The sequence below is a fragment of the Bradyrhizobium sp. SZCCHNR1098 genome (genome assembly GCF_032489375.1).
GTDB lineage: Bacteria > Pseudomonadota > Alphaproteobacteria > Rhizobiales > Xanthobacteraceae > Bradyrhizobium.
The window spans coordinates 285966-310392 of record NZ_JAUEXY010000003.1; the positions used below are offsets into that span (position 1 = coordinate 285966).

Annotated in this window: 23 protein-coding genes and 1 tRNA gene; 20 read left to right on the plus strand and 4 right to left on the minus strand. The window is 65.4% G+C overall.

The genetic code is table 11. The features are described 5' to 3' along the window. Window positions 1-69 precede the first annotated feature (69 nt). The 10 genes from QX135_RS09430 to QX135_RS09475 all read left to right on the plus strand — a co-directional run bounded on the left by QX135_RS09430 (window position 70) and on the right by QX135_RS09475 (window position 10344). Complete coding sequence (locus tag QX135_RS09430; RefSeq protein ID WP_315737425.1) at window positions 70-474, plus strand: DUF4189 domain-containing protein; 405 nt, start codon at window positions 70-72, stop codon at window positions 472-474. Window positions 475-599: 125 nt separating this feature from the next. Further along, entirely contained in the window at window positions 600-1013 is a 414-nt protein-coding gene (locus QX135_RS09435; protein WP_315737426.1) for a DUF2000 family protein, read from the plus strand. Window positions 1014-1135: 122 nt separating this feature from the next. Then, window positions 1136-2161: an alcohol dehydrogenase AdhP gene (gene adhP / locus QX135_RS09440; protein WP_315776742.1), complete on the plus strand. Its 1026-nt coding sequence runs from the start codon at window positions 1136-1138 to the stop codon at window positions 2159-2161. Between the two features lie 97 nt (window positions 2162-2258). Next, the gene (locus QX135_RS09445) at window positions 2259-3539 is read left to right on the plus strand and encodes an alpha-glucosidase/alpha-galactosidase (RefSeq protein WP_316176570.1); all 1281 of its coding nucleotides are present in this window, start codon (window positions 2259-2261) and stop codon (window positions 3537-3539) included. Between the two features lie 121 nt (window positions 3540-3660). After that, on the plus strand, window positions 3661-4335 hold the full coding sequence (locus QX135_RS09450; RefSeq protein ID WP_315737429.1) for a TetR/AcrR family transcriptional regulator: 675 nt from the start codon (window positions 3661-3663) through the stop codon (window positions 4333-4335). Next, window positions 4332-5123: an efflux RND transporter periplasmic adaptor subunit gene (locus tag QX135_RS09455; RefSeq protein ID WP_316176569.1), complete on the plus strand. Its 792-nt coding sequence runs from the start codon at window positions 4332-4334 to the stop codon at window positions 5121-5123. Before QX135_RS09450 ends, QX135_RS09455 begins: the two co-directional genes overlap by 4 nt. Next, window positions 5120-6058, plus strand: coding sequence for an ABC transporter ATP-binding protein (locus tag QX135_RS09460; protein WP_315779827.1), 939 nt, complete (start codon window positions 5120-5122; stop codon window positions 6056-6058). The genes QX135_RS09455 and QX135_RS09460 overlap by 4 nt, the downstream gene beginning before the upstream one ends. Further along, the gene (locus tag QX135_RS09465) at window positions 6055-7212 is read left to right on the plus strand and encodes an ABC transporter permease (RefSeq protein ID WP_316176568.1); all 1158 of its coding nucleotides are present in this window, start codon (window positions 6055-6057) and stop codon (window positions 7210-7212) included. The genes QX135_RS09460 and QX135_RS09465 overlap by 4 nt, the downstream gene beginning before the upstream one ends. A gap of 39 nt (window positions 7213-7251) precedes the next feature. Further along, window positions 7252-8565, plus strand: coding sequence for an adenylate/guanylate cyclase domain-containing protein (locus QX135_RS09470; RefSeq protein WP_316176567.1), 1314 nt, complete (start codon window positions 7252-7254; stop codon window positions 8563-8565). 93 nt (window positions 8566-8658) lie between these two features. Next, window positions 8659-10344: a tannase/feruloyl esterase family alpha/beta hydrolase gene (locus QX135_RS09475; protein ID WP_316176566.1), complete on the plus strand. Its 1686-nt coding sequence runs from the start codon at window positions 8659-8661 to the stop codon at window positions 10342-10344. Between the two features lie 4 nt (window positions 10345-10348). On the opposite strand, the gene QX135_RS09480 is transcribed toward QX135_RS09475, so the two are convergent. Together QX135_RS09480 and QX135_RS09485 are read right to left on the minus strand one after the other, a co-directional pair. Then, entirely contained in the window at window positions 10349-10810 is a 462-nt protein-coding gene (locus QX135_RS09480) for a DUF488 domain-containing protein (RefSeq protein WP_316176565.1), read from the minus strand. A 15-nt stretch (window positions 10811-10825) separates the two neighbouring features. Further along, a complete protein-coding gene (locus QX135_RS09485) occupies window positions 10826-11650 on the minus strand; it encodes a DUF72 domain-containing protein (protein WP_316176564.1) in 825 nt (274 codons plus the stop codon). A gap of 157 nt (window positions 11651-11807) precedes the next feature. Between QX135_RS09485 and QX135_RS09490 the strand changes: the two genes are divergently transcribed. From QX135_RS09490 to QX135_RS09500, 3 genes are all read left to right on the plus strand, one after another. Then, window positions 11808-12008 (plus strand): hypothetical protein, encoded by a 201-nt coding sequence (locus QX135_RS09490; RefSeq protein WP_315737437.1) that lies wholly within the window; start codon window positions 11808-11810, stop codon window positions 12006-12008. A gap of 264 nt (window positions 12009-12272) precedes the next feature. Further along, a complete protein-coding gene (locus tag QX135_RS09495) occupies window positions 12273-13406 on the plus strand; it encodes a glycosyltransferase family 2 protein (protein WP_316176563.1) in 1134 nt (377 codons plus the stop codon). After that, window positions 13403-14920, plus strand: coding sequence for a glycosyltransferase family 39 protein (locus QX135_RS09500; protein ID WP_316176562.1), 1518 nt, complete (start codon window positions 13403-13405; stop codon window positions 14918-14920). The genes QX135_RS09495 and QX135_RS09500 overlap by 4 nt, the downstream gene beginning before the upstream one ends. An 8-nt stretch (window positions 14921-14928) precedes the next feature. Here QX135_RS09500 and QX135_RS09505 read toward each other — a convergent pair whose 3' ends face one another. Beyond that, complete coding sequence (locus QX135_RS09505; protein ID WP_315759258.1) at window positions 14929-15729, minus strand: FkbM family methyltransferase; 801 nt, start codon at window positions 15727-15729, stop codon at window positions 14929-14931. Between the two features lie 654 nt (window positions 15730-16383). Here QX135_RS09505 and QX135_RS09510 point away from each other — a divergent pair. From QX135_RS09510 to QX135_RS09540, 7 genes are all read left to right on the plus strand, one after another. Next, a complete protein-coding gene (locus tag QX135_RS09510) occupies window positions 16384-17559 on the plus strand; it encodes a DUF2778 domain-containing protein (protein ID WP_316176561.1) in 1176 nt (391 codons plus the stop codon). Window positions 17560-17904: 345 nt separating this feature from the next. Then, window positions 17905-18210, plus strand: coding sequence for a hypothetical protein (locus QX135_RS09515; protein WP_316176560.1), 306 nt, complete (start codon window positions 17905-17907; stop codon window positions 18208-18210). 547 nt (window positions 18211-18757) lie between these two features. Then, the gene (locus QX135_RS09520; RefSeq protein ID WP_316176559.1) at window positions 18758-18946 is read left to right on the plus strand and encodes a hypothetical protein; all 189 of its coding nucleotides are present in this window, start codon (window positions 18758-18760) and stop codon (window positions 18944-18946) included. 43 nt (window positions 18947-18989) lie between these two features. Beyond that, a tRNA-Asp gene (locus QX135_RS09525) sits at window positions 18990-19064 on the plus strand. A gap of 39 nt (window positions 19065-19103) precedes the next feature. Then, on the plus strand, window positions 19104-19640 hold the full coding sequence (locus QX135_RS09530; RefSeq protein WP_315759261.1) for an HNH endonuclease: 537 nt from the start codon (window positions 19104-19106) through the stop codon (window positions 19638-19640). A gap of 667 nt (window positions 19641-20307) precedes the next feature. Further along, window positions 20308-21648: an RtcB family protein gene (locus QX135_RS09535; RefSeq protein WP_316162984.1), complete on the plus strand. Its 1341-nt coding sequence runs from the start codon at window positions 20308-20310 to the stop codon at window positions 21646-21648. Window positions 21649-21801: 153 nt separating this feature from the next. Then, window positions 21802-22374, plus strand: a complete 573-nt coding sequence (locus QX135_RS09540) for a 2OG-Fe(II) oxygenase (protein ID WP_316162983.1) — start codon at window positions 21802-21804, stop codon at window positions 22372-22374. A 329-nt stretch (window positions 22375-22703) separates the two neighbouring features. On the opposite strand, the gene groL is transcribed toward QX135_RS09540, so the two are convergent. After that, entirely contained in the window at window positions 22704-24344 is a 1641-nt protein-coding gene (gene groL, locus QX135_RS09545) for a chaperonin GroEL (RefSeq protein ID WP_316162982.1), read from the minus strand. Window positions 24345-24427 lie beyond the last annotated feature (83 nt).

Genomic DNA, 24427 nt, shown 5'->3' on the forward strand with positions numbered 1-24427 from the left:
CCTCCCATTCACCAAGTTTCAACGACCCCCGGCTAGATTTGCCGGCATTGGGCCTCGGGGGAGGAAAAAGTGATCGCTTCGACTGCTGCGCGCCGTGTCGCGCTGTTTGCATTTGGATTGACCGTTCTCGTCGGCGTTGCGCGCATCGCGAGCTACGGCGCCATCAGCCCGGCGCATGCAGCCGGCGCGTTCGCCATTGGCCGGTGCGCCGCCTATGGCCAGGCGTTCGACTATCCGGCGGAGCATCTCGCCAAGGCTGCGGCGCTCAAGCAGTGCAAGGGCGACTGCACCGCGGTGACGATGAAGAAGGCCTGCGCCGCGTTCGCGGTCGATCTCACCAATCCCTGCGGCGCCCACGGCTATGCTGTTCGGCCGACGATCTCGACCACGCTCAACGAGGCGACCCGGGAATGCTACAAATATGGCGGCAAGGAATGTGTCATCCGCGCCTGGGTGTGCGACGCCAAGGGCTGATCTGAGCCTGATGTCTCAGAGGATGGGCTGCCGGGGTTGCTCGTCCGCGCTTTCAATTCGATGCTTCACCTCGAGAGCGGCTCGGCTATTCTGAGCGTTCGATGACATCGAACTCTGGAAGTGACATGCAATTCGACACCAAGATCGCGCTGATCATTCGCAACGATCTCGAAGCCTGGCAGAAGCTGAACGTCGCGGCGTTTCTTTCCAGCGGCATCGCCGCGGCATTTCCCGAATGCATCGGCGCGCCTTATGAGGACGGCTCGGCAACCCTGTATCACGCGTTGATCGGGCAGCCGATCCTGATCTACGGCGCGCCGGATCGTGCAGCGTTGGCGCGTGCTCTGGATCGCGCGCTGTCGCGCAGCGTGAAGCCGGCGCTCTACACCGAGGACATGTTCAAGACCACGCATGACGAGGCCAACCGTGATGCCGTGAAGGCGGTGGCGCGCGCCGATCTCAATCTGGTGGGATTGGCGTTTCGCGCGGAGCGCAAGCTGGTCGACAAGGTCGTCGACGGACTCAAATTTCACGCCTGACAGCCACGGGCACATTGCGCTGTCATCAAACTGTTACTTCATGCAGCGGCGCGGCTTGATGCCGATCAAGACCGGAATACGCCGACGTCGTTAGTTTGCGCCGCGACATGAGGAGCAGACAGATGCAGACCATGAAAGCCGCCGTCGTCAAAGCCTTTGGCAAGCCGCTGGTCATCGAGGACGTTCCGATTCCTGCGCCGGGGCCGGGCGAGCTTCTGGTCAGGGTGAAGGCGTGCGGCGTCTGCCACACCGACCTTCATGCCGCCTCCGGCGATTGGCCGGTGAAGCCGGTGCCGCCGTTCATCCCCGGTCACGAGGCGGCCGGGATCGTCGCGGCGCTCGGGCCCGGCGTCACCGACTTCAAGGTCGGCGATGCCGTCGGCGTGGCGTGGCTGCACGATGCCTGCCTGCGCTGCGAATATTGCGAGACCGGGTGGGAGACCTTGTGCGAGCACCAGCACAACACCGGCTACAGCGTGAACGGCGGCTTCGCGGAATACGTGATCGCATCCGCGGCGTTCGCCGCGCGCCTGCCGGCCAATGTGGACTTCGCCAAGATCGCCCCGATCCTCTGCGCCGGCGTCACGACCTACAAGGGGTTGAAGGAGACCGACACGCGGCCGGGCGAGTGGGTGGTGGTCTCCGGCGTCGGCGGCCTCGGTCATGTCGCAATCCAGTATGCGAAGGCGATGGGGCTGAAGGCGATCGGTCTCGACATCGCCGAGGACAAGCTGAAACTCGCGCTGGAGGCCGGCGCCGAGCACGCCGTCAACGCGCTTGACAAGGATGCCGTGGAGCGGGTGATCGCAATCACCGGCGGCGGCGCGCATGGCGTGCTGGTCACCGCGGTGTCGACGTCGGCATTCGCCCAAGCGCTGCACATGGTCCGCCGCAAAGGGACGGTCAGCCTGGTCGGCTTGCCGCCGGGCGAATTCCCGACGCCGATCTTCGATGTCGTGCTGAAGCGCATCACCGTGCGCGGCTCGATCGTCGGCACCCGGCGTGATCTCGACGAAGCCATCGCGTTCGCCGCGGACGGCAAGGTGACGGCCGAGGTGACCACGGCGCCATTGTCGGAGATCAACACCGTCTTCGACCGCATGAAGGCCGGCAAGATCGACGGTCGCGTGGTGCTCGACTTCGGCTGATCAGCAAGACCGATTGACGCGCCGCCGTGCCCAACATTGGGGCGGCGGTTTGATCTGGATCAGGCATGGGGACGCGCGGTGCTGGCACAAATTGCTCATGGCAGCCGTCACCAAGATCGTCTTCCTCGGCGCGAGCAGCGCGTCCTTTGGACTCAGCGTGTTCCGGGACCTGTTCTCGACGCATGATCTCGCGGGTTCTACGCTCGTGCTGGTCGGCCGCGACCCGACCCGGCTGGCCCGGTCGGAAGCACTGGCCCGGCTGCTCAACGACCTCTCCGGCGCCGGCCTTAAGATCGAGGCGACCACGGATTGGCGCGCGGCGCTCGACGGCGCCGGCTTTGTGATCCATGCTACCGCGATCGACCGCAACCGCCTGTGGAAGCTCGATTTCGAGGTGCCGCGCAAATACGGCATCCGTCACGCGCTGGGCGAGAATGGCGGGCCGGGCGCATTGTTCTTCACGCTGCGCACCTTGCCGGTCGTATTCGACTTCGTGCGCGAGATGGAGCGGCGCTGTCCGGACGCGCTGCTCATCAACTTCTCCAATCCCGAGAGCCGCATCATCCTCGCGCTGGGGCTTCACAGCCGCCTCGCGCATATCGGCCTGTGCCACGGCATCTTCATCGCGCGCAGCCAGGTGGCTTCCATTCTGGGACTGGCCGAGGAGCGCGTGGACGTGTGGGGTGCCGGGCTCAACCATTTCCAATGTCTCATGCAGATCCGGGATCGCGACACCGGGGCCGATCTCTATCCACTGCTCCGCGAAAAGGCTGGGAGCCACGATCCTAAGGTCGCGCCGCTGACGCGGGCGCTGTTGCGCGACTTCGGCTTCTGGCTGGGCTGCGGCGACAGCCATGTCGGCGAGTATCTCGCCTATGGCTGGGAAGCGGGCGAGAGCGGGTACGACTTCGCGTGGGACGAGGCGGAGCGGGCCAAGCTGATCCGGCAGATCGACGAGGTCCTGGCGGGCAGGGCCGGCATGCCGGACTGGTGGCGAATGCCGTCCGGAGAGCGCGCGGTCACCGTGATCGGCTCGGTGCTGCACGATCGGAAGCAGGTCATCGAATCCGGCGTCGTTCTGAACCGTCACGTCATTCCCAACCTGGCTGCCGAGGCCGCCGTCGAAGTGCCCGTTGTCGCGGATCGCGTCGGTATCCATCCGGTGTCGCTGGGCCCGCTTCCAGATGCCGTCGCCAAGCTGATGTCGGTCCAGGTTCAGGTCCAGCAACTGGCGGTGCAGGCGGCCATGACTGCCTCCAAGGATCTCGCGCTGCAGGCGCTGCTCATCGATCCCGTGGTCAACTCGGCCGCCGCTGCGCGCCAGATCGTGGACGAGCTCTGGGAGATCAATCGGCCTTACATCAGATCCTGCGCGTGATCGCGGCCGGCGTCGTCTGACGGGGAGCCGCGCGCTGTCGGGTACGGCCTCCTGACGCGTGCCGAGACCGGCCTCCGCGAGGCCTCTTTACATTGACTGACCAGTCAGTCATAATTGTTCGATGTCGAAACCTTCGAAATTGTCCGAGCGCAGAGTTCAGGCCGTCAAGACAGCGGACGCGGGAGCTGCCACGTCGCGCCGGGCGGATCGCTCCGCCGAGCGCCGCGCGGCGATCGTGCAAGCGGCGATGGACGAGTTCATTGCCCGCGGTTTCGCGGCGACCCGGCTGGACGACATCGCCAAGCGGGCTGGCGTGGCCAAGGGCACGATCTATCTGCATTTCAAGGACAAGGAATCGATGTTCGAGGAATTGATCCGGACCGCGATCGTGCCCTTCGTCGGCCGTCTTGCCGCGCCGCCGCCGGCCGGCGGCTCGGTGCGCGATATGGTCGAGGCGTTGGCGCGCATGTTCCTGCAGGAGGTCGCCGGCACGCGGCGCGGTGATCTCGTGCGGCTCATCATTTCAGAGGGGCCCCGTTTTCCCGCGATTGCCGACTTCTACTACCGCGAGGTCGTTTCCCGTGGTCTCGCGGCCATGCGCGCCCTGATCCAGATCGGGATCGTCAGCGGTGAGATCCGCGAGCCCAAGCTGGTGCAACATCCGCAACTGATGATCGCGCCGATGATGGTTGCGGTGCTCTGGAAGAGCCTGTTCGAACGACATGCGCCGCTCGACGCCGAAGCGATGCTGCAGACCCATCTCGATCTGATCTTTGGCGCGAGGAGGCCGACATGAGCCTGCTGCACTGCCTTGCCGTGCTGGTCACGGCCTTCACGTTCAACGCCTGCAAGGAGGCGCGCGATCCCGGCTATCAAGGCTGGGTCGAGGCCGACATGATCTTCGTCAGTCCGGACGAAGCGGGCCGGATCACGAAGCTGAACGTGCATGAGGGTGACGTGGTCAAGGTCGGCGATCCGCTCTATTCGGTCGACGACGATCTGCAGCAGGCCGATCTCAACCAGACCAAGGCGACGCTGGCCAATGCGCAGCAGACCTATGACCGCGCCGCGGCCCTGAGCAAGACGGGCGCGGGGACGCAGGCGACGCTCGACTCCGCCGTTTCGGCGCTGCGCGTCGCCGAGGCCCATCTCGTGACCTCGCAGACGCGGCTGGCAAGGCGCAAGGGCGTGGCGCCGGTCGCGGGCACCATCCAGCAGATCTACTTCCGCGAGGGCGAGATGGTCGCGGCGCAACGGCCGGTGCTGTCGATCATGCCGCCGGGCAACATGAAGCTGCGCTTCTACGTGCCCGAGCCTGATCTGCCGAAGCTCGCGATCGGCGACGAGGTCCGTGTCACCTGCGACAATTGCGCTGATGATCTGGCGGCCAGAATCTATTTCCTCGCGACCTCGGCGGAATACACGCCGCCCGTGATCTACAGCCTCGATGAGCGCAACAAGCTCGTCTATTTGATCCAGGCGCGGCCGTCGCGGCCGGATGCACTGCGCGTCGGCCAACCCGTCAGCATCTATCCGCGTTCCAAGACGCCTGATCCGAAGACCCCGGTGGCGGACAAGCAATGAACGGAACGGGTCCCGCCGAGATCGCGATCGACGTCCAGGGATTGACCAAGTCCTTCGACGGCCGCGAGGTCGTGCATGATCTGTCGATGCAAGTGAAGCGCGGCTCGATCTACGGCTTTCTCGGCCCGAACGGCTCGGGCAAGACCACGACCATCCGGATGCTGTGCGGCCTGCTGACACCCGACGGAGGCGAGGGCACCTGCCTCGGCTTCGACATCCGCCGCGATGCCGACAAGATCAAGCGCCTGGTCGGCTACATGACGCAGCGCTTCAGCCTCTATCAGGACCTGTCGGTGCGGGAGAACCTCGAATTCGTCGCGCGCCTCTACGGCATGCCCGATCCGCGCCAGGCCGCGCGCGACATGGTGCAGCGGCTCGGGCTTGCCGGCCGCGAGCGGCAGCTCGCCGGCGAGTTGTCGGGCGGCTGGAAGCAGCGGCTGGCGCTCGGGGCCTGCACCCTGCCGAACCCGCAATTGCTGCTGCTCGACGAGCCTACAGCCGGCGTCGATCCCAAGGCGCGGCGCGATTTCTGGAACGAGATCCACGCGCTCGCCGGCGAAGGGCTGACCGTGCTCGTCTCGACCCACTACATGGACGAGGCCGAGCGCTGCCACGAGATCGCCTACATCGCCTATGGTCATCTGCTGGCGCACGGCACGGTCTCCGAGGTGATCGCGCAATCGGCGCTTACCACATACACGGTGAGCGGCGATGATCTGCGCGAACTCGCGGCTGATCTCACCGGCAAGCCGGGTGTCGACATGGTGGCGCCGTTCGGCACCAGCCTGCACGTGTCCGGCCGCGACCGCAACGCGCTGGACGCCGCGATCGCGTCCTGGCGCAACAAGGCTGATCTGCATTGGCAGCCCGCCGAGCCCTCGCTCGAGGACGTCTTCATCGACCTGATGAACCGCTCACGGGACAACTTCCAATGAGCGACGCGGCCGTCCACCAGGCATCTCCCGAGTCCCGCTTCGGCTTCTGGCGGCGCACCTACGCGATGCTGGTCAAGGAGTTCATCCAGCTCAAGCGCGACCGGGTCTCGTTCGCGATGATCGTGATGATCCCGGTGATGCAGCTGATGCTGTTCGGCTACGCCATCAACACCACGCCGCATCATCTGCCGGCGGCGGTGCTGCTGCAGGAGGACAGCGATCTCGGACGCTCGATCCTGAAGGCGATGGAGAACACCGCCTATTTCCGCTTCACCCGGGAGGTCAGCAGCGTCGCCGAGTTCGACGATCTCCTGCTGTCCGGCAAGGTCCTGTTCGGCGTTGAGATCCCGCGCGGCTTCGAGCGCGCGGTCCGCCGCGGCGACCGGCCGGCCTTGCTCGTTGCGGCCGACGCGACCGATCCGGTCGCGGCGTCATCGGCGCTGTCCTCGCTCGGCATGATCGTGCAGACCGCGCTCGCGCACGATCTCTACGCCGGCAATCCCGTCACGACCCCGTTCGAGATCAGGGCCCACGCGCGCTACAACCCGGCGGCCTCGTCGCGGCTCAACATCGTGCCGGGCCTGGTCGGCACCATCCTGACCATGACCATGTTGATCTTCACCGCGCTCTCGGTGACGCGCGAGATCGAGCGCGGCACGATGGAGAGCCTGCTGTCGATGCCGATCAAGCCGGTCGAGGTCATGCTCGGCAAGATCATCCCCTATGTCATGGTCGGCTTCCTGCAGGCGACGATCATCATCGGCATCGGCGTCCTGCTGTTCGGGGTTCCGATCATGGGCAACCTGCTGCTGCTGGCGCTGCTCTCGACTCTGTTCATCGCCACCAACCTGTCGATCGGCTACACCTTCTCGACGCTGGCGCAGAACCAGCTGCAGGCGATGCAGCTGTCGATGATGTTCTTCCTGCCGAGCATCCTGTTGTCCGGATTCATGTTTCCCTTCCTCGGCATGCCGCAATGGGCGCAAGTGCTCGGTGAATGCCTGCCGCTGACGCACTATCTGCGCATCGTCCGCGCCATCATGCTGAAGGGCTCGACGCTCCAGAACCTGCAGCATGATACGATCGCCCTGTTCGGCCTCATGCTGTTCGCGATGACGGTCGCCGTCCTGCGCTTCCGCCGGACCCTCGATTGAGGCACAATGGCGGCCGGGAGCAAGAACGGCTGAGGCAAGATGCAGATCGTGGGAGGAGGACAGGCGAACGAAGCGCCGGCGGGAGCGCCGGCCGAGTTCGACCAGGCGCTGATGCGTCAGACGTTGAACACCGAGCTGCTGCGCGTGAGGGCGCTGATCGCCACTGCGGCGCTGTTTCTCGTGATATCGGTGCTGGTCGAAATCTTCGAGCCCAGGATCTCGGAGTGGATCTGGCCGAGCCGGATCGGGGTCCTCTACGTCTACGCGATCATCGTCGCATTCATCAGCTTCGAGACTCTCATCCTGTTCAGGATCAAGGCGGACATCCGCCACGGCCGGGACGTGCCGGTGATCTGGCGCTATGTCAGCGCCCTGGTCGAGACCTCGCTGCCAACGTTCGTCCTTATCCTGCAGATCGAGGGCATCGGCCACGACAAGGCGCTGGGCTTCGGCGTGCCGCTGGTCTATTTCATCTTCATCGTTCTCTCGACGCTTCGTCTCGATTTCTGGCTGTCGAGCTTCACCGGCCTCGTCGCCGCGGTGGAGTTGTTGGCGGTGGCACTGATCGATCGGCCTTCGATGGATGCGAGCCAGAATCCGGAGATCTACTATCACGGTGAGCGCAGCTTCATCATCCTGTTGTGCGGGATGCTCGCCGGTGCCGTCAGCGTGCAGCTGCGACGCCAGTTCGCGGCGAGCATCGAGGCCGCGTCGGCGCGCGACCGGGTCACCGATCTGTTCGGCCAGCACGTCTCGCCCCAGGTCGTCGAGCGCCTGATGAAGGAGGGGACGGCGGAGGCGCGCGACATCCGTGAGGTCGCGGTGATGTTTGTCGATTTCCGCGGCTTCACCGCGGCGGCGCGGTCGAAGACGCCGCAGCAGGTTGTCGATCGCCTCGATGGCGCGTTCGCGGTGCTGGTCGAGATACTCGAGCGCCATGGCGGCATCGTGAACAAGTTCCTCGGCGATGGCTTCCTGGCGCTGTTCGGCGCGCCGTTCGAGTCGCGCGATGCCGCCGTGCAGGCGGTCGTGGCTGCGCGCGAGATGGTGGCCGCGATGGAGCGCGTCAACGCGATGTCGTCTTGGCCGCTGCGGATTGGGATCGGTCTTCATCTCGGCGAGGTGGTCGCCGGCAGCATCGGCTCGCCGCGGCGCAAAGAGTACACCGTCATCGGTGACACCGTGAACTTCGCCTCGCGGCTCGAGGCGCTGAACAAGGAGTTCGATTCGCAGCTCTTGATCTCGAGCGAGGTGCGGCAGGCGGCCGGCGACGGGGCGCGCGACGCCGTCTTCCACGGCGCGGTGTCGGTGCGCGGCTACGACCGGCCGTTCGAGATCTGGCAATTGCACTGACGCAGGCGACCCGTCGGCCGACGTCTGAGATTTACATTGGATGGCCTCCGCGTTTAACTGCCCCCAACGAAAAGCATCATCAGGGGGGAACGCATGATCCGAACCGGGGCGTCGTTTTTGGCCGCAGCAGGCATCGTGTGCGCAGCCGGCCTGGAGGCGGTGCGGGCTGAGGATGTTGCCTGCAGCAAGGTGACGGCCGAGGTGCTGAAGGTCCCCGGGCTGACCTTGACGGGATCGAAGCTGCAAGAGGCCGCCGACGGGCTGCCGCGGCATTGCATTCTCTCCGGCAAGGTCAATGAGCGCACCGGCGTCGACGGCCATGCCTATGCGATCCAGTTCGAGATGCGGCTGCCGGAGACGTGGAACGGCCGCTTCCTGCACCAGGTCAATGGCGGCAATGATGGCGTCGTGGTGCCGGCGCTCGGCGACAAGGCCGACGGTCTCGTAAGTGGCGGTGTGACGCCGCTCGCCCGCGGCTTTGCCGTGCTGTCGTCGGACAGCGGCCACTCCGGTAACGATCCCGCCAACAAGCCGCGCGGGCTTGCGTCCGGCTCAGCTTTCGGGCTCGATCCGCAGGCGCGCCGCGACTACGGCTATTCGGCCGACATCACGCTAGCGCCGATCGCGAAGGCGATCATCTCGGCGCATTACGGCAGGAAGCCGGACTATTCCTACATCGCCGGCTGTTCTAATGGCGGCCGCCACACCATGGTGGCCGCCGAGCGCATGCCCGAGCAGTATGACGGCTTCCTGGTCGGCAATCCCGGCTTCAACCTGCCGCGCGCTGCCGTGCAGCACGCCTGGGACGTGCAGGCGCTGACCAAGGCCGATGTCGACATCCGCAAGTCGATCACGCGGGAGGATGCCAAGCTGATCGCTTCCAAGATCACGGAGGTCTGCGACGGGCTCGACGGCGCCAAGGACGGCCTCACGGCCAACCTGAAAGCCTGCCAGAAGGCGTTCAATTTCGACAGCCTCCGCTGCGCCGCTGGTGCGACCGAGGCCTGCGTGCCGGCCGCCAAGGTCGATGCTTTGAAGAAAGTCTTCGCGGGCCCGCACAATTCGAAGGGCGAGCCTCTGTATTCCGACTGGCCGGTGGATGGTGGCGTCGGCACCGGCAACTGGCGCGCCTGGAAGGTCGAGAGCCCGGTGGCGCCGTGGAACAACCTTCCGATCATTGCCACCATGGGCGGCGCCTCGCTCAACTACATCTTCTCGACGCCGCCGGTCGAGATCGAAGGCTCGCCCGATAAGCTGGTCGAGAAGCTGCAGACTTATGATTTCGACAAGGACGCACCGAAGATCTACGCCAAGGAAGGTCCATTTGCCGAGTCTGCGATGGACTTCATGGCCCCGCCCGCGGTCGACAATCCGACCCTGCCGGCGTTCCAGGGCGGCGCCCGCAAGATGCTGATCTATCACGGCCAGGCCGATCCGGTGTTCTCGATCAACGACACCGTCCGCTGGTACGAGAAGCTCAATGCCAATGTGCAGGGCAAGGCCGATACGTTCGCGCGGCTGTTTGCGCTGCCCGGCGAGACCCATTGCGGCGGCGGCGTCACCTTGGAGAAGTTCGATGCGCTGGGCGCGCTGATGGACTGGGTCGAAAAGGGCAAGACGCCGGAGGCGATCACGGCCTCGGTCAATGCGGCCAACAAGGAGCTCCCATCGACATGGAGCCCGCAGCGAACGCGGCCGCTGTGCCCGTGGCCGAAATTCGCCAAATACGTCGGCGGGGACATTGAACAGGCGTCGTCGTTCACCTGCGCCGCGGAGTAGCGGCTCACACCTGCGGCGCGACCAGATTCTTCACCTTGACCTGATCGCGCTCCTCGATGATCTCGGCGATCCATTGCCGGTGGCAATGGGCGTGGTCGCGCTCGTAGCAGAGCAGGCAGACGGGACCGGCGCTCTTCACGAGCGAGGCCAGCTCGTCCATCTGCTCCTTCGCCTGCGGCGTCTTCAGATGCGCGCTGTAGATCTTGTGCAGCGTGTCGTAATGGCCGCTGCGGGCGGCCTCGCGGCCCTCCTTCGGCGTGCCGAGCCCGCGCAGATGCACATAGCCGATGCCGCGCTCGTCGAGCCCGGCAGCGAGCTGGCTCTTGGAGAAGCCCGGCCGGCGCGAGGCCGCCACCGCGCGCACATCGACCAGCAGCTTGACACCGGCGGCCTGCAACTCATCGAGCACGGCCTTGGCCGGCGTGTGCTCATAGCCGATGGTGAACAGGGTCTTGCTCGTGGCCATCATGCGCCTCCTGCCTCAGCTCACGCGCTCGATGAGCTCCATCGCGCCAGCCGGCGCGCGCACCTTGCCCTCGTGGATGACATAGGCGAACACGTCGCGCGGCATCTTTTTCGTCGGCTTGTCGTCAACCCGTGGCAGGTCGTCCGGTTCGCCGCCGCCGGCCCACAGTTGCAATCGCTTCGCCCAGGCGTCGAGCTGCTTCGGCGGATAGCAGGTCGCAAGCTCGTCATTGCCCTTCTGCAGTCGGGCGTAGACGAAGTCACCCACGACATCGGCGATCGCCGGATATTTGCCGTGCTCGGCGAACACGACCGGCGTTGCAAACTCGCGCAGCAGTGCGACGAAGCCGGGTACGCAGAAACTATCATGGCGGACCTCGACGACGTGGCGCAGCTTGCGGCCGTCGAGCTCGCGCGGCAACAGCTCGAGGAACTTGCCGAAATCGGCCTTGTCGAACTTTTTGGTCGGCGCGAACTGCCACAGCACCGGGCCGAGCCGGTCGCCGAGCTCGAGCACGCCGGTGTCGTAGAAGCGCTTCACGGAATCGCCGGCCTCGGCGAGCACGCGGCGATTGGTGGCGAAGCGCGGCCCCTTCAGCGAGAAGATGAAGCCGTCCGGCACCTCGCGCGCCCATTTGCGGAAGCTCTCCGGCTTCTGCGAGCCATAGTAGGTGCCGTTGATCTCGATCGAGGTCAGCTTCGAGGCGGCGTATTCGAGCTCCTTCGATTGCGGCAGCTTGTCCGGATAGAACACACCGCGCCACGGCGCGAAGGTCCAGCCGCCGATGCCGATGTAGATGTGGCTCTTGGATTGCGAGGCGCGTGCAGGGGCTTTGCTCACGGATCGATTCCGATGCTGATTGCCGAGGGTGTTGCGGTAGGGAGACGATAGTCAACCGGGCCCGTTCTGACCAGTTCGGCGCTGTTGCGCCGTCGCTCTTCCCGTGCTCCGGAGCCTCGTGTATCCAGGGCACGGGCCGGGAAGGGGAGATATGGCAATGAGAGCGGAATCGGTCGGCGGCCTGCTGGGGGCGATCGTCGCCGCTGCCGTGCTTGCGGCAGCCTTCTACTATGTTCCCGTGGGGCCGATGGCCCGTCAGATGCAGCCGGCCAAGGTCGAGGTGCCGCCAACCCCGGTGCAGACGGTTCCGGTGGCTCCGGCCGTGCGCGGACCCGTGGTCCGTGAGGTTCCGAACTAGGCCGGCCAGGGCCCCTTGCAATCCAGCCGAGGCGCCCCATCTTGGTCGGGACGGTGACGTCGAGCTGTAACGGCTCCGGCACCGAGACGACCACGGCAGAGCGGTTGCGCCGGATGTACGCGCACCCTTTGTTTGTGGTCGTTGGCATTTTGGGCCCCTCGCTTGGGAGCGATGCAAGCCGGCACCACAGTCCGGCCTTTTTGGGCCCTCCTTCAGCCGTTGCGCTTGGCAGTGTGGAACGCGGCAGATATACGCATCCGCACCATGAACGATGTCCTCCGACCGGCCATGCCCGCGCCGCCGCAAACCGCTGATATTCCGATCGTTTCGGTGGTCGTCCCGACCTTCAACGAGCGCGACAATGTCACCACGCTGTACCGGCGGCTGGAGGCGGCGTTCAAGGACGTGCCGTGGGAGGTCGTGTTCGTCGACGACAACTCCCCGGACGGCACCTGGCAGGTGGTGCGCGAATTGTCGCGCGGCGACAAACGCGTCCGCTGCATCCGCCGCATCGGCCGCCGCGGCCTGTCCGGTGCCTGCATCGAGGGCATCCTGGCCGCCAGTGCGCCCTATGCCGCCGTGATCGATGCCGATCTGCAGCACGACGAGACCCAGCTGCCGAAGATGCTGGCGCTGCTGCAGAGCGGCGCCGCCGAGCTCGTCGTCGGCAGCCGCTACATCGCGGGCGGCAGCGCCGCGAGCTTCGACAGCAAGCGGGCCGGGGCCAGCGCCTTCGCCACCGAGATCGCGCGCCGCGCGCTCAAGGTCGAGGTCAATGACCCCATGAGCGGCTTCTTCATGATCCGCCGCGACCGCTTCGAACAGATCGCGCCGAAGCTGTCGACGCAGGGCTTCAAGATCCTGCTCGACATCATTGCGAGCGCCGAAGGCGGCCTGCGCACCGTCGAGGTGCCCTATACGTTCGGCTCGCGCCTGCATGGCGAGAGCAAGCTCGACTCGATGGTCGCCCTCGACTTCCTCGGCCTCGTGCTGGCCAAGATGACAAACGACGTGGTGTCGTTGCGCTTCCTGCTGTTCGCCATGGTCGGCGGCACCGGTCTCGTCGTGCATCTGGCAACGCTCTTTCTCGGTCTCAACCTGTTCGACATGCCGTTCGCGGAGGCGCAGGCGCTCGGTGCCCTCATCGCGATGACCTCGAACTTCATCCTCAACAACTTCCTCACCTATCGCGACCAGCGGCTGAAGGGCTTTGCCATTCTGCGCGGCTTGCTCGCGTTCTATCTGGTCTGCTCGGTCGGCCTGCTCGCCAATGTCGGCGTCGCCTTCTCGGTCTATGACCAGGAGCCGATCTGGTGGCTGGCGGGCGCGGCCGGCGCGCTGATGGGCGTGGTCTGGAATTACGCGATCTCCGGATTGTTCGTCTGGCGCAAGCGATGACCTCTGCGGCAGGCGCCGACGACGCCCGGCTGGTCCGCAATGTCTGGCTGACCATCACAGGCCTCGTCGTGCTCCGGCTGATCGCCGCTGCGGTCACGCCGATCACCTTCGACGAAGCCTATTACTGGATGTGGTCGAATCATCTCGCCGGTGGCTACTACGACCACCCGCCGATGGTCGCGGTCGTGATCCGGCTGGGCACGCTGATCGCCGGAGACAGCGTGCTCGGCGTGCGCCTGGTCTCGATCCTGCTCGGCCTGCCCATGAGCTATGCGGTCTATCGCACCGCCGAGATCCTGTTCGGCAGCGTGCGCGTGGCGGCGACCGCGGCACTGCTGCTCAACGTCACCCTGATGGCGGCGGTCGGCACGCTGATCGTGACCCCCGACGCGCCGCTGCTGGTGGCCTCGAGCTTCGTGCTGTTCTTCTGTGCCAAGCTGCTGGAGACGGGCAGGGGCATGTGGTGGCTCGCGGTCGGCGCGGCCGTCGGCGCGGCGCTGCTGTCGAAATACACCGCGATGTTCTTCGGCGCGGCGATCCTGATCTGGCTCGTCGCCGTGCCGAAGCTGCGCCATTGGCTGGCCTCGCCCTGGCCCTATCTCGGCGGCGTCCTGGCGTTCGCGATCTTCTCGCCGGTAATCCTGTGGAATGCCGATCACCAATGGGTGTCGTTCATCAAGCAGCTCGGCCGCGCCAGGGTCGAGGAGGTTCGTCCGGTCTACATCGCCGAGATCATCCCGACGCAGTTCGCCTTCGCCACGCCGCTGGTCTTCATCCTCGGCGTGATGGGCCTCTATGGGTTGGCCCGGCGCAGGGCAGGGGACGCGGCGGCCCGCGTCCTGATCGAGGCGATGGTCTGGGTCATCGTCGCCTATTTCGCGTGGCATTCGCTGCATGCCCGCGTCGAAGCCAACTGGTTCGCGCCGATCTATCCGGCCTTCGTGGTGGCTGCCGCTGCGGCGGCCTGTCTTGTCGCCTGGTCCCCGCGCGAGCAGCGCACGGCGGACTTTTGCCTGCGCTGGGCCGGGCCCGCCGGCGTCGTGATGTTCGTCGCGCTGATCGTGCAGGCCAACACGGGCCTGCTGTCCGGTTATCGGCGCGATGCCACCGTCCGCAGCGTCGGCGTCGGCTGGCGCCCCCTGGCTGCCGAGATCGAGGCGGCGCGCGTGCGCGCCGGCGCCTCCTGCGTGCTGGCGATGGATTATGGCACCACCGCCTGGCTGTCGTTCTATCTTCCGTCCGGGACCTGCGTGCTGCAGCCGATCCAGCGCATCCGCTGGGTCAATTTTCCGGAGCCGGATCCGGCGCAGTTGGCGGGCACGCAGCTGCTCGTGGACGAGGTCCAGATCGCATCGCGGTTCTACGTCAGCAATACATTCGGCCGCGTCGAGAAGATCGGCGAGGCCGAACGCAGGCGTGGACCTTTGACCATCGAGACCTATGCCTTCTATGCGCTGAGCGAGCCCAAGCGGGAGGTGCTCGACCGCACCCCTCCGCCGGAGCTGCAGCGCTGACGCCCGCTTCAGGGCTGCTGCGGGATGATGTCCGCCAGCGCCTTGTCCCGCGCATGAATTGCGACCATGTTGATGCCGGCATCGATGGTCTTGTAGCCGCGGCAATCCAGCCATTGCCGCAGCTGCTCCGCATCGGTCTTGATCTTCTCGATCAGCATGATCGGCGTGCAGCGTTCGATCGTCGCCGCCGCGCCTTCGAGCGCCTCGATCTCCATGCCCTCGACGTCGAGCTTGATCAGGTCGCAGCGCGGTAGATTGAAATCGTCCAGCGGGAGCTTGCGCACCTCGACGGTGTTGTCCGCATAGTCGATGGCCTGGCCGATGAACTCGGTGTTGGGACGCTGGCGCAGCTCGAGGCTGCCGAAGCTCGATGGGGTCAGGTAGTTCGGGCTTGGGATGTTGAGCACGCCGCGCTCCGACGAGACTGCGGCATGGATGGCGATCGCATTGAAGCAGTTGTTGATCGCGATGTTGCCGGCGAGCGCGTAGTAGATCCGTTCTTGCGCCTCGATCGAGAGCACGGATCCCCAGCCGGTCATCGCCTTCGCCCATTCGATGGTGTGGACGCCGATATTGGCACCGCAGTCGATCGCGACGGCGCCATCGCCATGGTGCCGGCGGCGCAAACCGAGCAGGCGGACGGCGAGCTGCACCTCGCCCGGATCGAAAGCCCCCGTGTCGAGGATCTGATAGCCGACGCCGTAGCCCCGGTTGGCGTCGACCATGCGATAGTCGAGCCGGTTGACGATCATCGTCCCGTGATTGCTCGCGGCCAAGACGAAGGCCAGCTTCCGGTCGGGGATCTGCATGGAGTCCTCTCGTGTCGTGTTCGGCAGGGAGCGGACGCGGTACGATTCGCCGGCGGAGTGTTGCCGAGAATCGTTCCCTACCATACCGCCGCCGGTGTCCACAGCGCGGAAAATCCCGGTCTGCTACGGATGCGGTCCACCTGCGGCTGCCGTCGCCATTGCGCCTTGGACCACGACCGTCCTGATCCGATTGCCGCGGAGACCGGGCGACATGCGATTGTACGTGACCAATGCTTTCAGCCGCGTCGAGAAGATCGGCAAGACCATGTCCGAGCAGGGGCCTTGAACAAGTGAAAACTACGCCCTTTCCCTCGTCAGCACGCCTAAACGTGAGGTCATCGATAGCGCCCCTCTGGCAGAGCTCAATCGTTAACGCGGCCTGCGATGGTTTACGGATTCCGGCGGCCGTCGAATGCTGCTCCTCAGGAACGGCCTGGGGCGGCAATATTGCTTTTGGCTGGAATTTCGCCCTGTTTTTGCCCTGTTTGCCGGCAAAACAGACGTCCATGGTTAACCCGCCCTTAATCTGCCAAAACTTAATCAGCATTTAACTAAAAGTCGCCCTAATGAAGCTCTGTGCTTCTGCGAGATGCAAAGCGGTTGTCCGTGGCGCATCGAGCGAGAGTTATCGAGTATTCGTTCGGGCGTGAGTGAATGAGTAACAGTCGAGCTGCGTTGGCCGCACGAAATCGCAGGAAGTCTTCCCTGATCGCGTTCTCTCACAAATTGATCGGTGGCGCGGCAATCGCATGCCTGATCGGGGGCTGCGCCGTGACGGTCTATACCAAGATCATCGCGGCGGATGCCTATCCGACCCTGGGCATCATCGAGCAGGATGAGCCCGTCGTGCGCCCGGCGCCGCGGCTTGCGACGCGCAGCGCCGCCGATGCGGTGGGTGAGGCCTTCTCGGCATTCCCGGAATCTCCGCCCGTCACCACGGTCGCCGCCATCACGCCGCAGATGTTCAACGACCGCTTCGGCGCGGCCGTGCCGCAGGGCGTCGCCTCCAACGCCGCGAACGGCGCGCCGCCGCTGCCCAGGCTCGCCGAAGCTGCGCCCAAGCAGATCGAGGCCAAGCAGATCGAGGCCAAGTCGGTCGAAGCCAAGCCGGCCGAGACTGCGAAGGTCGCCGAGGCGTCGAAGAAGGATGCCCGGCCGCCGATGCAGTTGGCGCTCGCCAATGCCAAGCCGGCCGCGCAGCCCGCGACGCCGGCGCAGGCCGCCGAGGCCAATCCGCCGAAGAGCAGTGGCTTCTCGCTGCGCGCGATGACCGAGCGCGCCAAGGCGGCGGTGCTGTCGATCGCCGGCGACCGGCATTCGATCCAGGAAAAGCTCTGGGGCAAGCCGGAGAACCAGGATGGCGGCCTCCTGGCCTATGCCTCGGCTGATTCCAACATCACCGCCAGCATCGCCAAGGATCCGACCCGCGGCGGCCGGCCGCCGTATGATTTGAGCACCGCAGTCTACGACATCTCGGCCAAGGCGGTGTATCTGCCCGACGGCACCAAGCTCGAGGCACATTCCGGCCTCGGCGACAACCTCGACAAGCCGAGCTCGGAGAAGATCAAGATGCGCGGCGTGACGCCGCCGCACATCTACGAGCTGAAGCCGCGCGAGGCGCTGTTCCACGGCGTGCCGGCGCTGCGGCTCAATCCGATCGGCGGCGAGGACGCCATCCACGGTCGTAACGGCCTCCTGGCCCACACCTTCATGCTTGGGCCGAACGGCGACTCCAATGGCTGCGTCTCGTTCCGCGACTACTACGCGTTCCTCGATGCCTACAAGAACAAGGGCATCCGCAAGCTCGCCGTGCTCTCGCGCATCGACTGAGGCGCAGCCGTTACGGAGTAGGGTGGGCAAAGGCGCTCACTCCGCGCGTGCCACACGAATATTTGTAGTTGGCGCCGTGCCCACCGTTTTGCCGAGGAGAGGGCTGATTGACGGTGGGCACGCTGCCGCCTTCGTCGGCCACTTTGCCCACCCCACAGGTCCTGCATCGACAAACAACGCCGTCGCCTGGCGTTGAGCCGGGGCCGGAATGAGATCCGTTTCACGATTCAAAAAGCACGGCCATGACTGCGCATTCTCGCGGCGCCTGGCGCCCGAGTGCTGCTCGTAAACTGGCCCTCCGAAATCGGAAGAGGGCGCGGGGAATGCCGGGTGAGGGCCTCACCCATGGCCCGCCTGCAGAAGAAAAAGCAGGCGGCAGTCACCACAGGTTCAGCCGCATCATCCGGCATTCCCCGCGCGATGGCCTTACGGCTTATACGTGGTCTCCCTGGTGCGCCGGGCTTTCTGGCCACCATCGGTCGGAGCATTCGTCTCTCCGACCTTGACACCAGCATCGGGGTGCCGGGACATCACGACTTCGCCGTGCGCACCGGATCGTTCGTCCGCGTGATCAGATCACGCTGCAACCCGACGCGCCCACCGCATCCCGCCCTCCACGTTCATGACGATCGCGAAGCGCCCCTCTCATGAGGACGGGACCGGCATAGAATGCACGGTTTCTGATTTTTGGAAACAGGAAAATGTTCGGGGTTGGCGGTGAGCGGGGCGATCCCATTGACCCGGCTCGACAAACGAATTTTCGCGCGCACGCGTTTTCGACCTCTCGCAGGGCCGATTGCGGCCTTGGAGCTCGCGATAATGCGCAACTGATTTGCCCGACGACCAATCTGGTCGTTGCAAATCTGTCGCGTCGCCGGAGGCGCGCCGTCATCGCTTCCCCCTCCGGCCTTGACGGCTTCGGAAAATTCTGCGCATAGCTCTGCCCCATCGAAATTGACGCGCCGTTCGCCGGCGCGCTCTTGAGGACCACGACCGTGTTGAGCCTACGCTCACATCTCGCGAATGCCCCCGCCAACGAACGACCGCTTAACTGGTCGCGCGATGGGTCCGGCATGGGCGTCGCCTGTCAGGGTCCGAATGATCTCGTGCTGTCCCTGACGACATCGGGACGCGAAATTCCAGCAAGAGCATAACCGGCGGCGGGATCTCACCCTCCGCAGACATAGCGGAGGGTCTGATGACCCGCATGATGAGCCCAGATTCCGAGACAGTCGACCACGCCCGAGCACTGTGCTCGCCGGTGGCGGTTGCATTCGTGCGCATCGTTATGACGTGCCGCGGCGTCAGCGAGGCACGGGCTCGCCAGATCTATCTCGACTACATCAACGGCGTTCAGCCGGAGCACGCTCCGGCCGCGTTCGACTGATTGACGATGACCATGCCCGGTGCAGTCCGGGCGCGATGACATGGCCTATGTTCCCGTCTGGTGAAGGGACCGGATTGTCGATCCGGAAAGGCGGGTTCGGTTCCCGTCATGGGCGCCAACACGACCGGGCAGATGAAGCGAAGAGAGGAGGTCGACGATGTCAGCAACAAACCCGGCGCTGGTTCTCAATGCCGACTTCCAGCCGCTGAGCTATTTTCCGCTGTCGGTGGTCTGCTGGGAGGACGCGATCAGGGCCGTTGTCGGCGAGTCGCACGTCGTGGTCGCAGAGTACGACCGCGTCGTGCGCAGCCCGAGCGTCACCATGCGGCTGCCGTCGGTGATCGCGTTGCGCGATTACGTCAGGCCGGCGACGCGCGTCCCGTTCACGCGCTTCAACGTGTTCCTGCGCGATCGCTTCGAATGTCAGTACTGCGGTGGCCGCTATCTCCACGGCGAGCTGACCTTCGATCACGTCGTGCCGCGCGTCGACGGCGGCGAGACGTCGTGGACCAACATCGTCGCCGCCTGCAGTCCCTGCAACGCGCGCAAGGACCGGCGCCACCTCAAGCCGCGGCGGCCGCCGTTCGAGCCGGCACGGCACGAGCTGATGGCCGCGCAGCGCCTGTTTCCGCCGAGATTCCTGCACGTGACCTGGCAGGATTATTTGTACTGGGATGTGGAGCTCGAGCGGTGAGCGGCGCATAGCACGGATGAGCGGACGCCGAAGCCCAACGGGCTTCGGCGGAGGCGACATCCGGGGTCTCGCGTGCCACTCGTATGAAACCGCATGTCGCTGCGCTCATGCGGGCTACGACTACTCATCATGCTGAGCTGCAACGATCTTGCCGTCATTCCGGGGCGCGCGCAGTGCGAGCCAGAAGCCATAACCATGACAATTCATGACGTGCGTCGGCGGTGCTAAAACGCCACGAAGTTATCTCAGCTACGTACGGCTCACTTTACAAACGTGCAAAATCCTGTAAGAGCACGCGCCAACTTATCCGGCGGACATCCGCCAGCGAGAGAGCCATGCCGATTTCGACCCCGCGTCAGATAGAGGACAGCGCGCTGCCGCAACTGCGGCGCCGTGATTGCGTCCTGTGCGTGCCGGCAGTCTCCGCGGGGAGCGCGCTGTCCCGTCACAATCAACTAGCAGCGTAGCGAGGCAGCGGGATCGTCCCTCTGTCTTGAACGCCAGAGAGACGATCCGCCAGGCTGATGTCCCATCCGGGACACTCCGATCAGATCCGTCTCTCTGTTTGCACCACCGGACTTGCGCGGCGTCACGCCGTGCAAGTCCCGACCATTGCAGCGCCACGCCGGCGCGGCAGGGTCATGCATGAACGAGTGAGGAGGATCACATGCGAGCCGATCCCTATCAGGAGCGCGCGAGACAATTGGCGATCGAGGCCGGGCTTGATCCGGATGCACGGGTCGAGCGGCCCGGGCAGCGGTCGATGCCGCTGTGGTGCACGTTCCGCGACGCCGCGCGCCAGGAGCAGCTGGCGCGCGAGGCCACGGCGCTGGGCGACACGGTCGCGAGCCGGCCACAGGCCGCGCAGTATCAGAACAGCCCGCTGAAGGTGTTTGGCCGTCACGAGGATGCGACCATCGCGCAGATGAGGAGCTGCATGGCGGTCGGCAATGCAGTGGCCGGGGTGATCTGCGCCGACGGTCATCTCGGCTATGCCCAGCCGGTCGGCGGCGTGATCGCCTATGAGAAGCAGATCAGCATCTCCGGGGTCGGCTTCGACATCGGTTGCGGCAACATGGCGGTCCGGCTCGACACGCAGTTCAGCGCGATCGAGGACAAGGTCGGCACCATCACAAAGGATGTCGCCAGGGTGATCTCGTTCGGCGTCGGCCGCAAGAACGCCGAGCGGGTCGAGCATGAGCTGTTCGACGACGCCGATGCGTGGCGCTGCTCCGACATGGACGCGTACCGGCAGAAGGCGGTCGGGCAGCTCGGCACGGTCGGGTCGGGCAACCACTATGTCGACCTGATGCGCGACGAGGCCGGCTTTGTCTGGATCGGCGTGCATTTCGGCAGCCGTGGGCTCGGCCACACCTCGGCGACGCGCTACCTCAAGGCGGCCGGCGGCAAGGACGGCATGAACGTGCCGCCCGCCGTGGTCGACGAGGACTCGGAGGTTGGGCAGCGCTACATCGCCGCGATGCAGCTCGCCGGGCGCTACGCCTATGCGGGACGCGAGTGGGTGACCGAGCGCGTGCGCCGGATCATCGGCGGTGCGGTCACCGACAGCGTGCACAACCACCACAACTATGCCTGGCGTGAGACCCATGACGGGCGTGACCTGTGGGTGGTGCGCAAGGGCGCGACGCCGGCCTTTCCGGGTCAGCGCGGCTTTGTCGGCGGCTCGATGGGCGACGACGCGGTCATCATCGAGGGTGTGGAGTCGGAGGAGGCCAAGGCCTCGCTGTACTCCACGGTGCACGGCGCCGGGCGGCTGTTCGGGCGCAGGGAGGCCAAGCGGCGCTTCACGCGCGACGAGATGGACGCCTGGCTGCAGGGCCGCGGCGTCACCCTGATCGGCGCCGATCTCGACGAGAGCCCGATGGCTTATCGTCGTTTGCCCGAGGTGCTGGCCGAGCACGCCGGCTCGGTGAGGGTGGTGCATACGCTGCGGCCGTTCGCCGTGGTGATGGCGGGCGAGGGCGAGTTCGATCCGTTCAAGGATTGAGCGCGCCCTCGTAGCTCGCATGAGCGCAAGCGACATGCGAGTCCGCACGTGCAGTTCGTGAGACCCCGGATGTCGCTCCGGCCTGCGCCCGCAAGGCGCCGGCCTTTGCTCATCCGGGCTACGCGATTGCGCAACGATGACGGAGACACGATCATGACCGAGATGACCTGGCACGCCGACAATATCGAGACGATTGCGAACTTCTTCTCCACTGCCGAGTGCGAGGACTACATCCGCTTGGGCGAGCAGATGGGCTTCGAGGAGGCGACGTTGTTCGCGCCGCGCAGCGTCAAGGACTATCGCAACAACGATCGCGTCATCGTCGACGATACCGAGCGCGCGCAAGGGCTCTATCAGCGGCTCGCCGGCCATCTCGCACCGTCGTTCCAGCATCGCTGGCAGCCGGTCGGGCTGAACGAGCGGCTGCGGCTGTATCGCTATGATGTCGGACAGAAGTTCGAATGGCATCGCGACGGCCATTTCGAGCGTGACGATGGCGAGCGCAGCCAGTTCACCTTCATGATCTATCTGAACGATGATTTCGAAGGTGGCACGACGTCGTTCTGCGACGACACCGGCCTGATGCCGGATGGTCCGTTCCGGATCATTCCGAAGAAAGGCATGGCGCTGCTGTTCCATCACCCGATCATGCATCGCGGCGATCCCGTGACGAAGGGGCGCAAATACGTGCTGCGGACGGACGTGATGTATCGGCGGAGCAGGTGAGGGGGCGCGTCGCACAAGGCGCGCGCTCTCCGTTCGTCACTCCGGGGCGCGCGTAGCGCGAGCCCGGAATCCATAGCCACAGGCCGTCGCGTGGTGCGAGGTGCTTGTGGCGTCTGTCTTCGACCAATCACCGCTCGGGCTATGGATTCCGGGCTCATTCGCGCTGCTCCAAAATGGCTTCGCCATCTAGCGCTTGAACGCCCCGGAATGACGGCAGACAGGAGTTTAGCGACGAAGCCCGCATGAGCCCCGGCGACATTCGGGCCCCGGCGAAACAAAAAGGGCGCGGCTTTCGCCGCGCCCTTCGTATCTCTTGAGGAGGCTGGACCTTAGAAGTCCATGCCGCCCATGCCGCCGCCCGGAGGCATTGCGGGGCCGCCGGCGTTCTTCTTCGGCAGCTCGGCGACCATGGCTTCGGTCGTGATCAGCAGCGCAGCCACGGAGGCGGCGTTCTGGATCGCGGCGCGAACCACCTTGGTCGGGTCGATGATGCCCTTGGAGACCAGGTTGCCGTACTCGCCGGTCTGGCTGTCGAAGCCGTAGGCGTACTGGTCCTTCTCCAAGATCTTGCCGACGATCACCGAGCCGTCCTCGCCCGCGTTGATCGCGATCTGGCGGGCCGGGGCGGAGAGCGCCTTGCGGACGATCTCGATGCCGGTCTTCTGGTCGTCGTTCTTGGTGCGCAGGCCCTTGAGCTGCTCGGAAGCCCGGAGCAGGGCGACGCCGCCGCCCGGCAGGATGCCTTCCTCGACAGCCGCGCGGGTCGCATGCATCGCGTCATCCACGCGATCCTTGCGCTCCTTGACCTCGATCTCGGTCGCGCCGCCGACGCGGATCACCGCGACGCCGCCGGCGAGCTTGGCCAGACGCTCCTGCAGCTTCTCACGGTCGTAGTCCGAGGTGGTCTCCTCGATCTGCGCCTTGATCTGCTGAACGCGCGCCTCGATGTCGGCCTTCTTGCCGGCGCCGTTGACGATCGTGGTGTTCTCCTTGTCGATCATCACCTTCTTGGCGCGACCGAGCATGGCGAGCGTGACGTTCTCGAGCTTGATGCCGAGATCTTCCGAGATCGCCTGGCCACCGGTCAGGATCGCGATGTCCTGCAGCATGGCCTTGCGGCGATCGCCGAAGCCCGGAGCCTTGACGGCCGCGACCTTCAGGCCGCCACGCAGGCGGTTGACGACCAGGGTGGCCAGCGCCTCGCCCTCGACGTCCTCGGCGACGATGACCAGCGGCTTGCCGGTCTGCACCACGGCCTCGAGCAGCGGCAGCAGCTCGTTCAGCGAGGAGAGCTTCTTCTCGTTGATCAGGATGTAGGCGTCATCCATCTCGACGCGCATCTTGTCGGCGTTGGTGACGAAGTAGGGCGAGATGTAGCCGCGGTCGAACTGCATGCCCTCGACGACGTCGAGCTCGGTCTCTAGCGACTTGGCTTCCTCGACGGTGATGACACCCTCGTTGCCGACCTTCTTCATGGCGTCGGCGAGGAACTTGCCGATCTCGGCGTCGCCGTTGGCGGAGATGGTGCCGACCTGGGCGATCTCGTCGTTCGACGTGACCTTCTTGGAGTTCTTGACGAGATCGGCGACGACCGCTTCGACCGCGAGGTCGATGCCGCGCTTCAGATCCATCGGGTTCATGCCGGCGGCAACCGCCTTGGCGCCTTCGCGCACGATGGCCTGGGCCAGCACGGTCGCGGTGGTGGTGCCGTCGCCGGCCGCATCAGCGGACTTGGAGGCGACTTCGCGCACCATCTGCGCGCCCATGTTCTCGAACTTGTCGTCGAGCTCGATCTCCTTGGCGACGGTGACGCCGTCCTTGGTGATGCGGGGAGCGCCGAACGACTTGTCGAGGACGACGTTGCGGCCCTTCGGGCCGAGCGTGACCTTGACGGCATTGGCGAGGATGTCCACGCCGCGCAGCATGCGATCGCGGGCGTCGACGCCGAACTTAACGTCTTTTGCTGACATATTGGGTTTCCCTGAGTTGAATTGGTCGTCTCACCCTGGGCAGGGCGCCCGCAGGCGCTCCTCAGGGTGAGCGTTGAGCGGGT

Excerpts from the sequence above, each read along its gene's own strand:
- QX135_RS09435 (WP_315737426.1), top strand. The coding sequence starts at position 600 with ATGCAATTCGACACCAAGATCGCGCTGATCATTCGCAACGATCTCGAA.
- adhP (WP_315776742.1), top strand. The coding sequence starts at position 1,136 with ATGCAGACCATGAAAGCCGCCGTCGTCAAAGCCTTTGGCAAGCCGCTG.
- QX135_RS09445 (WP_316176570.1), top strand. The coding sequence starts at position 2,259 with ATGGCAGCCGTCACCAAGATCGTCTTCCTCGGCGCGAGCAGCGCGTCC.
- QX135_RS09450 (WP_315737429.1), top strand. The coding sequence starts at position 3,661 with ATGTCGAAACCTTCGAAATTGTCCGAGCGCAGAGTTCAGGCCGTCAAG.
- QX135_RS09455 (WP_316176569.1), top strand. The coding sequence starts at position 4,332 with ATGAGCCTGCTGCACTGCCTTGCCGTGCTGGTCACGGCCTTCACGTTC.
- QX135_RS09460 (WP_315779827.1), top strand. The coding sequence starts at position 5,120 with ATGAACGGAACGGGTCCCGCCGAGATCGCGATCGACGTCCAGGGATTG.
- QX135_RS09465 (WP_316176568.1), top strand. The coding sequence starts at position 6,055 with ATGAGCGACGCGGCCGTCCACCAGGCATCTCCCGAGTCCCGCTTCGGC.
- QX135_RS09470 (WP_316176567.1), top strand. The coding sequence starts at position 7,252 with ATGCAGATCGTGGGAGGAGGACAGGCGAACGAAGCGCCGGCGGGAGCG.
- QX135_RS09475 (WP_316176566.1), top strand. The coding sequence starts at position 8,659 with ATGATCCGAACCGGGGCGTCGTTTTTGGCCGCAGCAGGCATCGTGTGC.
- QX135_RS09480 (WP_316176565.1), bottom strand. The coding sequence starts at position 10,810 with ATGGCCACGAGCAAGACCCTGTTCACCATCGGCTATGAGCACACGCCG.
- QX135_RS09490 (WP_315737437.1), top strand. The coding sequence starts at position 11,808 with ATGAGAGCGGAATCGGTCGGCGGCCTGCTGGGGGCGATCGTCGCCGCT.
- QX135_RS09495 (WP_316176563.1), top strand. The coding sequence starts at position 12,273 with ATGAACGATGTCCTCCGACCGGCCATGCCCGCGCCGCCGCAAACCGCT.
- QX135_RS09500 (WP_316176562.1), top strand. The coding sequence starts at position 13,403 with ATGACCTCTGCGGCAGGCGCCGACGACGCCCGGCTGGTCCGCAATGTC.
- QX135_RS09505 (WP_315759258.1), bottom strand. The coding sequence starts at position 15,729 with ATGCAGATCCCCGACCGGAAGCTGGCCTTCGTCTTGGCCGCGAGCAAT.
- QX135_RS09510 (WP_316176561.1), top strand. The coding sequence starts at position 16,384 with ATGAGTAACAGTCGAGCTGCGTTGGCCGCACGAAATCGCAGGAAGTCT.
- QX135_RS09515 (WP_316176560.1), top strand. The coding sequence starts at position 17,905 with ATGGCCCGCCTGCAGAAGAAAAAGCAGGCGGCAGTCACCACAGGTTCA.
- QX135_RS09520 (WP_316176559.1), top strand. The coding sequence starts at position 18,758 with ATGACCCGCATGATGAGCCCAGATTCCGAGACAGTCGACCACGCCCGA.
- QX135_RS09530 (WP_315759261.1), top strand. The coding sequence starts at position 19,104 with ATGTCAGCAACAAACCCGGCGCTGGTTCTCAATGCCGACTTCCAGCCG.
- QX135_RS09535 (WP_316162984.1), top strand. The coding sequence starts at position 20,308 with ATGCGAGCCGATCCCTATCAGGAGCGCGCGAGACAATTGGCGATCGAG.
- QX135_RS09540 (WP_316162983.1), top strand. The coding sequence starts at position 21,802 with ATGACCGAGATGACCTGGCACGCCGACAATATCGAGACGATTGCGAAC.
- groL (WP_316162982.1), bottom strand. The coding sequence starts at position 24,344 with ATGTCAGCAAAAGACGTTAAGTTCGGCGTCGACGCCCGCGATCGCATG.